Below are 8943 nucleotides of genomic sequence, written 5' to 3' on the forward strand. Positions count from 1 at the left end.
GCCGCGCGCGGCCGGTTCCGCCAGATGGTGCCCGAGGTAGAAGTCGCGTTCCAGGCGCCCGAGGTCACCGTCGGAGAAGACCCGGATGTGCCCGGTGGTCTCCCATTCGGCGCAGTTGACGTCGATGAGCAGCTCGTAACTCATGTGCGGGTCGAGCCGGGGATACCGGTCGCACTGCGCTGCCAGGGCTGCCAGCAGCGGGCGGGGGAAGGCTGTCGGGCCCGCCGGAAGGTATCCGTTGAGCATGAACAGCAGGTCGAGCTGGACCAGGGGTGCGCGGGACGGATCGGTGGCGAGCGGTCCGTCCTCCGCGCCGGCTGCGCGCAGCACGCGGCACTGCTCCGCCGCGAGCTGTTCATACGTGCTGCGGCCCTGGGCGACGGCGGCCAGGTCGGCCGGCAGCCGGTTCAGCACATAAGGCCCTAGCGGGGAACGTAACAGGGAGCCCGCGTCCCGTGCCGGGCCGCTTCGCGGACGCTCCGGGAGCTCGGGACGGGCCGGATGTCCCTGCGGGGAGAACAGGTCTGCTTTCTTCACCTTCGCCTCCATCGTGCGGGCACGTCTCATGAGGGGAACGAAACCGCGGGAGAGCAAGGTTCACCGGAAACCGAGAAACATGTGTGAAGTGCGACTCGGCAACATGTCACGCCAGGTGTGCCTAGCCGCCGTGCGCCGCGGCGCGCCGCGCAACAGCTGAGCAGGGCGGTCGCCGGGCCCGTGGGGATGGGAACCATCATCGCGGGGCCGTATCGGCGTGATCGTCACCGGCAGAACGGGGCACCGCGTCGAAGACGGCGGCGCCGTCCACCGCCGAGGTCACCCGCACGCTGCCGCGGCTGGGCGCGCGGGTGCCGGCGAGTCCACCGGCCTCTTGCCCACTCGTGAGGCCCCGGCATGGCCGGCGTCACACCTGGCGTGCGAAGGGGGGAAGGTTCTTTCCCCGGCAGAAACCTGTCTCTTCCGCCCGTGCGGGGGCTGACGGACGGTGGATGTGTGTCCGGAAGGCCGCGGCCCCCGAGGGGCTCGTCGCCCGGCACCGTCACGACCGCCCCGTCAACGTCTTATCAGGAGTGCGCGCCATGGCCAGGACCACCGTCACCTACGACAGCGCCGGCAACGACATCGCCGCCCACCTCTACACTCCCGACACCCCGGCGCCCGGCCCACGCCCTGCGCTCGTCGTCGGTCACCCCGGTACGGGCGTGAAGGAGCAGACGTCCGGCACGTACGCGCAGCTGATGGCGGAACGCGGCTTCGTCACTCTGGCCTTCGACGCGGCTCACCAGGGCGAGTCCGGCGGTCTGCCACGCGGACTGGAGGACCCGGCGCAGCGCGTGGAGGACTTCAAGGCCGCGGTGTCGTACCTGACCACCCGTGAGGAGGTCGACGCGGAGCGGATCGGTCTGCTCGGCATCTGCGCCTCCGGCGGCTACTCGCTGGCCGCGACCGGCGGCGACCACCGGATCAAGGCCGTGGCGACCGTGTGCACCGCCGATCCCTCCCGCCAGTTCCGCCTCGGCGCCGAGGGCGGCCAGGACCCGGCCGTCTTCCAGGCCCTGCTGGACGCCGCCGCCCAGGCCCGCACCGCCGCCGCCCGCGGCGAGGACCCCGGCGTGATGACGATGTTCCCCGAGACGGCGGATCAGGCACGTGCGCTCGGTGGTGAGCACGGCGCCGAGGGCTTCGAGTACTACTGCACCTCGCGCGGCGGGCACGAGAGGTCCGCCAAGTTCCTCGCCTGGGAGAGCATCGACAGGCTGGCCTTCTACGACGCCTTCTTCGCGGTCCCGCTGATCGGCCCCCGCCCCATGCTCCAGATCATCGGCGAGCGCGCCGTCACCGCCTGGATGGCCGTCGAGGCGCACCAGCGGGCCACCGGCCCCAAGGAGCTGTACCGGATCCCGGGCGCCAGCCACGTCGACCTGTACGACAAGAAGGAGTACATCGACCCGGCCGTCGAGAAGCTCACCGGCTTCTTCACCGCGGCCCTGGGCACCGCGGCCTGACCGGCAGCGGCGTCAGCTCACCGCTCCCCCGCCTCGCTCCGATGCCCCTCCCAGAACTGAGGGGGGATCGACAAGTCGGAGTTCGGCCGAGCACGGAGCACGTGTCGTCCTCCTTTTCCTTGCGTGCGCCTCGGCCCAGACGCCGCCAGTGCCGTCCCGCCGAGTGGGCCGGCCGGAGACCGGCATGCCGACCTCGCTGACCCCGCTCGCTCCCCCGGCCGCCGCGTACACCGGCGGACTGGCCACCGACACCGCCGACGTCAGCTGGCAGGCGCCGACCGCCGTACTGCTGTCCGCGGCCTACCCGCCCAACATCCCGAACCGCAGCTGGGGCGCCACCGCGACGGCGGCCACCAACATCGGCCACCAGGCGCTGCTGTCCGCGGCCCGCTGCCTCGCGGCCGCCGCGATCGACCTGATCGAACAGCCGGAGCGGCTGGAGGCGATGAAGCAGGAGTTCGCCGAGCGTACCGACGGCGTCGGGTGGGCCTCGACGATCCCCGACGGGAGCCGGCCGCCGCTGTACGAGCCGCCGTCCGAGTTCCTCAAGGCGACCGGGCAGAGCTGGCCACCGAAGGGCGTGACGTGGCCGGTGCCCCCCGTGGTGGCGGCCGAGCAACTGGGCACCACGGGCCCCGACCTGCCGGCGTGACCTGACAGGTGTGCACCCGCCCGGCCGGCATGCGGACCGGACGGGCCGGAGCAGCCGCACCGGTGCGCTCCGGCGGCGCCGGATTCCCTGTCACTCACACCTGCCGCATCACCGGCAGGACGCGTACCTCGTCCGACGCCGGCTGGCAGGGCGTTGACTTACGTCAGGGCTTGGGGCACGTCCGAGGCGGTTTCGGCAACTGCCGCGCCGGGTTCGCGGCTTGACCGTCAAGTGACCGATGTGTGCCCCGGACGCGCCGCGGACAGTGGGATGCGCAGACTTCACACCACTGAGGAGAACTCCTGTCATGCACCGTGATCACTCGCCGCTGCGGGCGCGGTCGGCACCGCGGCATGTGCCTTCGCTGCTCCTGGACACCGACCAGATGCTCGATGAGTTCACCCGTCAGGCCGTCCAGGCGGAGTTCCGGTTCGACCCGGACATGCCCGCGGTGATCACCGTCGAGTTCCTGGCGGAACGCGGACCCAGTCTGATCTGGCGGATCGGCCGCGAGCTCCTGCACCGCGGGCTGACGGCGATGAGCGGAAGCGGCGACGTGCGGATGTGGCCGACGCTGCCCGGTGAGCGGCCCTCGTCCTGGCTGCTCCTCGAATCGCAGGAGATGGAGGCGCTGTTCGAGCTGCCCACCGCGGAACTCACGGAGTGGCTGGACGCCACCTACCGGATCGCCCCGGCCGACACGGAGATGGACGGTCTGGACTGGGACGGCTTCCTGCTGGGGCTGATGGGCGGTCCGGGGATGCCGGGCGTATGAACGCGGCCGGGCCCGGGCCCGGATGGCTTGCCTCCCTTCACGTCACCTGTCAGAGTGGTGACGCATGAGGGTTGCCGTCGTCGGCCCGGTGGTCGGTGACCGACACACATGTGTCCCGGGGACCCGATGACAACGCTGCGTCCAGGCCGCACCCGCGGCGGACGAGGAGGAACGACGTGAAGAGCAGCAACCCGATCTTCTCCCGCTGGGGCGCCCGCCGTGACGACGCCCCGGCGGACGCGTACCTGCGTCATCCGGTGGGTTCCCCCGTCGGCGGACCGTCGGCCGGCGACTACGCGACCAACCCCTACGCCGCCGCGGCGGGCGCCGACGCGCGGACGGCCGCGGCCCGGACCGCGGTCACCATGGACGATGTCGTCGTCCGCACCGCGACGACGCTCGGCACCGTGGTGCTCACCGCGGTGCTGTCCTGGCTCCTGCTGCCCGTCGACGAGGCGGACATCGGCCGCTCCTACGGCCTCGCCGTGGGCGCCGCGGTCGTCGCCTTCGCCCTGTCGCTGGTCCAGAGCCTGCGGCGTACGCCGTCCCCGGTGCTGATCCTCGGCTACGCGGCCTTCGAGGGAGTCTTCCTCGGCGTCGTCTCCAACGCGACCTCGACGTACATCGCACCAGGTGTGGTCGTGCAGGGCGTGCTCGGCACCTTCGCGGTGTCCGCGGGCGTTCTCATCGCCTACCGGATGCGCTGGATCCGCGTCACGCGGCGGTTCGCCGGGTTCGTCGCCGCGGCCGCGACCGGCTTCCTTCTGCTGCTGGCCGCCGACCTGCTGTTCTCCGCCTTCGGCGCGGGCACCGGCCTGGGCTTCCACAGCGGCGGCCTCGGCATCCTCTTCGGTGTGCTCGGCATCCTGCTCGGCGCGGCCTTCCTCGCCCTCGACTTCCGGCAGGTCGAGGACGCCGTCGCCTACGGCGCCCCCCGCGAGGAGGCGTGGCTGGCCGCCTTCGGGCTCACCACCACCCTGGTGTGGATCTACCTGGAAGTGCTTCAGGTGCTGACCATCTTCAACGGCGACGACTGAGTCCCACCACGCCGGAGGGGCATGCGCCGCGACGCGCATGCCCCTTCGGCGTGTCCGCGCGCGGGCGTGCGCGCGGGGCCCGGCTCGCTCTCCCCACGGCCACCTGCCCTGCCGGACCGTCAGAAAGGGAGAGCCCCGTGAGTCCCCGGAGCACTGCCCGCACCAGGACGGCGAGGTGGCCATCGATCACGCCTTCAAGGCGGACTCCCCCGCCCGCTTCGATCGGTTGCGGGAGGTCGGCCAGGCCCTGGCCGCGGCCGGATACGTCCTTCACCGGCCCTGGGGTCGGCATCGGCGCGCACAGGATGGGAGCCGGCCCGCCCGACCACACCCGGCTGCGCCGGCCGGCCTCCGCCGCCCGCGCCCGTCGTCCGGCCTTCCGGAACGGCATCCACTACTGCCCCGGTGTCCCACCGGCCCGCCTGGAGGCGACGATCGCCCTGCGCACCCTGCTCACCCGGAACCCCGAACTCGAACTCCTCGTCCCGGCGGACCCGTTGCAGTGGATCGGCTCCGGGATCGTCCGGGGCGGGCTGTCCCTGCCGGCGCTGAGGGCAACCGCCGTACGACGACGTCCCGGCCCGCGCACAGGGCGCGGGCCGGGACGGTGCGAACGGTACGGCCGTCAGACCGTGTCGGCGCGCAGCCGCCGGGACTTCCAGCCCAGCAGCAGGGCCTGGAGGACGAACCACACGCCGCCGCCCGTGGCGTACACGGACAGCACGTCGAGCGAAGTCTTGTCGCCTGCCGCCTGGACGTTGTAGGTGAGGCCGACGAGGAAGGACAGCGCACCGGAGATCAGGGTGGGCCACTGATTGCCCAGCTCGGGGCCGCGCCGCCGCAACCCGACGATGACCTGGGCGGCGCCGGACACCACGGCCCAGACGCCGAAGACATGCAGTACGGGCGCGACGCCGCCGGTTCCGGCGATGCCGAGGACGGCGGCGGCCAGCGCGCTGAGCGCCCCGTTGCACGCGGTGACCCGGCGCTCGGAGCGGTCGGGCGTGGCGCGGTAGTCGATCAGCGAGGACACCGCGTCGATCAGCGGGTAGGCGACCAGCAGCGTGATCGCCGCCGCGTCGACGTCCTCGTGGGCGCCGGCGAACGCCAGGGCCCAGGCCAGAGCGAGGATGCCGCGGCTCAGGTACAGCCTCAGCAGGGAGGAGCGTTCGCCGGCGGCCGCCCGGCCGGTCGGGGTCGCTGTCGGGGTCGCTGTCGGGGTGCTCATGTCGGTTCGGCCTCTCTCGGGGCAGGGGGTGGTCGCCGACCCGGTCAGTGCCGGGAGGGGAGGACACAGCGGAAGCTGGTGGCCAGGGACGGGTCGCCGTGGCCCCGGTAGCGGGACACCTCGGGGTAGGCGCACAGGTTGCGGTCGAGCTGCTTGCCCTCGGCGTTGACGAGCGTGGCGGGCAGGGTCCGGGGCGCCTTGCCGTGCTCGACCCAGGCGGTCAGGGCGGCGAGGCCGTCGGCCGAGCCGTCCTTGCCGTCGAGGCCGCAGTGGTCGGTGTTCGGGGCGAGGAAGAGACGGTAGAAGTCGTCGACCTTCTTGGCGCTGCCGGTCTCCCGCACGACGCGCCGGTGGTAGTCCACGGTGCCCTGCGGCGGGATGTACTGGTCGGCCTGACCGTGCCAGGTCAGGAGCTTGCCGCCGGACATGCGGAATGCGGAAAGGTCCGGGTCGTCGGTGTCCATGAGGTCGCCGTACTCGGCCACGGCCTGCTGGAACAGCTCGGTGAACTGGCCGTAGGTGATGGTCGAGGCGTCGAAGGACGGGTCCTTCTTCACCCAGCTCGCCGTCCAGTGGGCGGGCACCTGGAACGGCGCGCCCTTGAGGTTGCCGTCGGCGTCGGGCGCGGTGCCCGCGAGGCCCTTCAGGTCGGCCCCGACCGGGACGCCGGACCACAGCTTCCTGCCGGAGGCGGTGCGCGGGCCGTCCCAGATCTTGCGGACGACGGCCGCGTCGGCCGCGGTGACGGTCAGCTCCTTGCCCTCGCACAGCACCTTGGTGCCGATCAGCCGGCGCGGGTCGAAGTCGCAGCGGGAGGCGTCGTCGACGAGGCCGTCCGTGGCGCCGTCGAGCGTGTCGCAGGCGTTGACGGCCGCCGCGGTGAACGCCTCCAGCTTGCAGCCGGCCACATAGGTCTTCTCGTTGTTCATGACGACCTGCGGCCACAGGGTGGCGAGTTCGTAGCGGTTCCAGTTGACGGCGGGCGCGTCGGCGAGGATGCCGTCGTAGTCGTCGGGGTAGCGCTGGGCCTCCATGTAGCCCTGGCGTCCGCCGGTGGAGCAGCCGGTGAAGTAGGAGTACGAGGCGGGCCTGCCGTAGACCGCGTCGACGACCTCCTTGCCGACGAGCGCCGCCTCGTGCTGGGAGCGGGAGGCGAAGTTCTTCAGCAGCGCCGTGTTGACCTGGCCCTGGCCGTTCAGGGCCCAGCCGACGTCGAGGGCGTCGCCGACGCCCGCGTCGGTGGTGGTCGCGGCGTAGCCGTTCTTGACAGCGGTGGCCAGGCCGGCGCCGTTGTCCCCGGCCGAGAAGGCAGCGCCGCCGAGCGCCTGGAGGCGGCCGTTCCAGCCGGTGACGGGCAGCCAGGTCCGGATTCTGGCGTGATCGCCGTCGCCCGGGTGAGTGAGGGTGACCGTCACCTCGCAGTAGGCGGGTACGCCGGTGACGGTGCCGCCCAGGATGCCGCTGCCGTGGACGGTGCCGCCCTCCTGGCGGACCGCGGTCACGGACTCGACGCGGGTGCCGGACGGGGCTTTCACCGAGGTGGTCGTGCAGCCGTGCGGGGCGGTCGCGGAAGTCCGGGGCTCGGCGGACGCGGTCGGCAGGTACACCGCCGCGGCCAGCGGCACCCCGGCCGCGAGAACGGTCAGAAGTCTTCTCATGAATTTTCCCATCAAGAAAGAGGTGTGCGCCTGGCGGCGGCACACACATGTGCGCGGCACATGAGCAGGAAGTCCGAGCGGGACGCTATCACCGGTTAAGCCGGTGACGAAAGAGGATCCGTGCGTGTGCTGCCCTCCGCCGGGCGGGTCCTGGAGCAGCCGGCCCATCCGGCCCATCCGGCAGGGAAGTGCCAGCACGGACGGCGGGCTGCCGCCGAACATGGCGGCGTGCAGCTCGCCGCAGCCGGGTCCCGCAGTAGTCGGCCGCGGCGACGCGTTCAGTCGGCGGGCGGCCTGGTGCGCGGCGCGGTGCAAGCACCGCCGTCAGCGCGTCGGCGAGCCCTCCGGGGCCTCGGTTCCCCGGCCGCCCGGCCTCAAGGGCTTGACGGCGGAGGTGCTGCAGTCGCCGCCCATGCCGCCTGGCGGCCGGACCCGTCTCCCGGCGGGAGGCATGTCACACCCCGTCCGAGTCACCGGTCACGGCACCCAGCCCTTCCTCCTTCAGCCACCGGGGGTGGTGGGAGTCCGCCCAGGAGCGGCTGACGTAGCCGGTGCGCATGCCCCGTCTCGCCTCGGGGTCCCTGAGGGCCCGGCGCATGTGCCCGACGAGGACGAAGGTGATCGTCCAGGCCAGGAGGTCGTGGACGAAGATGGCGCTGGTGCGGGAGATGAAGGGAAGCAGTCCGGTGAACCACATGAGCAGGCCGGTGAACATCATCACCAGCACGGCGCCGGCGATCCAGCCCGCGTAGAGCTTCTGGCCCGCGTTGAACTTCCCGGCCGGGCGCGCCCCGGGCGCCGTGCGGCGCCTTCGGACGGCCCGCAGCCACTGCCGGTCGTAGACAGCGAAGCGGTTCAGCCTGCGCAGGTCCGCGCGGAACTCGGTGGAGAGCAGCCCGAGCAGGAAGGGCAGCGGCAGCGAGATGCCGGACCACTCGTGGACGGTGAGCATCAGAGGACGCCGGCCGACGAGCAGGGCCAGCGGCCCGATGTACAGACAGGCGGCGGAGGTCAGGCAGAGGAGCATCAGGTAGCCGGTGGACCAGGCGCTCGGCGGTGGTGAAGCGGCGGACCCGGCCCGTGGCGTCAGGCCGCGCGGCCGTGCCGGTCCTCGCCGTCGAGCCAGCCGTCGACGGCATAGCCGCGCTCCTCCCAGTAGCCGGGAACGACCTTGTCGGTGACCGAGATACCGGACAGCCACTTGGCCGACTTGTAGAAGTACATGGGTGCCACGTAGAGACGGACCGGTCCGCCGTGGGCGTGGGTGATGGGCTTGTCCTGCATCTTCAGCGCGACCAGGACGTCCGGGCGGCGGGCCTGCGCCAGGGAGAGGCTCTCGGTGTAGGCGCCGTCGAAGCAGGTGAAGCGGACCGCGGCGCCCGAGGAGCGAACGCCCGCGGCGTCGAGGATGTCCGCGAGCCTGACCCCCGCGAAAGGCGTCCGGTCCACTCGCCATCCGTCCGTGCACAGCACATCGTGGACGATCCGGGTCTGCGGCATCGCGCGCAGATCACCGAGGGTGTAGGTCTTCGGCCGGTCCACCAGGCCGTCGACCCGCAGTTCGTAGTCGGTCGTGTCCTTGTGCGG

Annotated in this window: 7 protein-coding genes and 2 pseudogenes; 4 read left to right on the forward strand and 5 right to left on the reverse strand. The window is 72.2% G+C overall.

Translation table 11 applies throughout. From position 1 onward, the window contains the following. Window positions 1-567, reverse strand: a pseudogene (locus CCN44_RS36395) (hypothetical protein); the annotation flags it as partial. A gap of 512 nt (window positions 568-1079) precedes the next feature. Between CCN44_RS36395 and CCN44_RS36400 the strand changes: the two are divergent. The 4 genes from CCN44_RS36400 to CCN44_RS36415 all read left to right on the forward strand — a co-directional run bounded on the left by CCN44_RS36400 (window position 1080) and on the right by CCN44_RS36415 (window position 4470). Then, entirely contained in the window at window positions 1080-2006 is a 927-nt protein-coding gene (locus tag CCN44_RS36400; protein ID WP_086702933.1) for an alpha/beta hydrolase, read from the forward strand. Window positions 2007-2190: 184 nt separating this feature from the next. Beyond that, the gene (locus CCN44_RS36405; protein ID WP_237480870.1) at window positions 2191-2658 is read left to right on the forward strand and encodes a hypothetical protein; all 468 of its coding nucleotides are present in this window, start codon (window positions 2191-2193) and stop codon (window positions 2656-2658) included. Between the two features lie 307 nt (window positions 2659-2965). Beyond that, a complete protein-coding gene (locus CCN44_RS36410; RefSeq protein WP_086702936.1) occupies window positions 2966-3433 on the forward strand; it encodes an SsgA family sporulation/cell division regulator in 468 nt (155 codons plus the stop codon). 176 nt (window positions 3434-3609) lie between these two features. Further along, the gene (locus tag CCN44_RS36415) at window positions 3610-4470 is read left to right on the forward strand and encodes a Bax inhibitor-1/YccA family protein (protein WP_086702939.1); all 861 of its coding nucleotides are present in this window, start codon (window positions 3610-3612) and stop codon (window positions 4468-4470) included. A 625-nt stretch (window positions 4471-5095) separates the two neighbouring features. Here CCN44_RS36415 and CCN44_RS36425 read toward each other — a convergent pair. The 4 genes and pseudogenes from CCN44_RS36425 to CCN44_RS36440 all read right to left on the reverse strand — a co-directional run. Beyond that, window positions 5096-5698, reverse strand: coding sequence for a DUF308 domain-containing protein (locus tag CCN44_RS36425; RefSeq protein WP_086702942.1), 603 nt, complete (start codon window positions 5696-5698; stop codon window positions 5096-5098). Window positions 5699-5742: 44 nt separating this feature from the next. Continuing rightward, a complete protein-coding gene (locus tag CCN44_RS36430; protein WP_086702944.1) occupies window positions 5743-7356 on the reverse strand; it encodes a DUF6351 family protein in 1614 nt (537 codons plus the stop codon). A 454-nt stretch (window positions 7357-7810) separates the two neighbouring features. Continuing rightward, window positions 7811-8495, reverse strand: a pseudogene (locus CCN44_RS36435) (cytochrome b/b6 domain-containing protein). After that, window positions 8443-8943: molybdopterin-dependent oxidoreductase (locus CCN44_RS36440; RefSeq protein WP_086702949.1), on the reverse strand; the 501-nt coding region annotated here is incomplete at its 5' end. The gene CCN44_RS36440 and the pseudogene CCN44_RS36435, both read right to left, overlap by 53 nt.

The organism is Streptomyces tricolor, assembly GCF_002155905.1.
GTDB classification, from domain to species: domain Bacteria; phylum Actinomycetota; class Actinomycetes; order Streptomycetales; family Streptomycetaceae; genus Streptomyces; species Streptomyces tricolor.

Coding starts and splice junctions, on each gene's coding strand:
- CCN44_RS36400 (WP_086702933.1), top strand. CDS start 1,080: ATGGCCAGGACCACCGTCACCTACGACAGCGCCGGCAACGACATCGCC.
- CCN44_RS36405 (WP_237480870.1), top strand. CDS start 2,191: ATGCCGACCTCGCTGACCCCGCTCGCTCCCCCGGCCGCCGCGTACACC.
- CCN44_RS36410 (WP_086702936.1), top strand. CDS start 2,966: ATGCACCGTGATCACTCGCCGCTGCGGGCGCGGTCGGCACCGCGGCAT.
- CCN44_RS36425 (WP_086702942.1), bottom strand. CDS start 5,698: ATGAGCACCCCGACAGCGACCCCGACAGCGACCCCGACCGGCCGGGCG.
- CCN44_RS36430 (WP_086702944.1), bottom strand. CDS start 7,356: ATGAGAAGACTTCTGACCGTTCTCGCGGCCGGGGTGCCGCTGGCCGCG.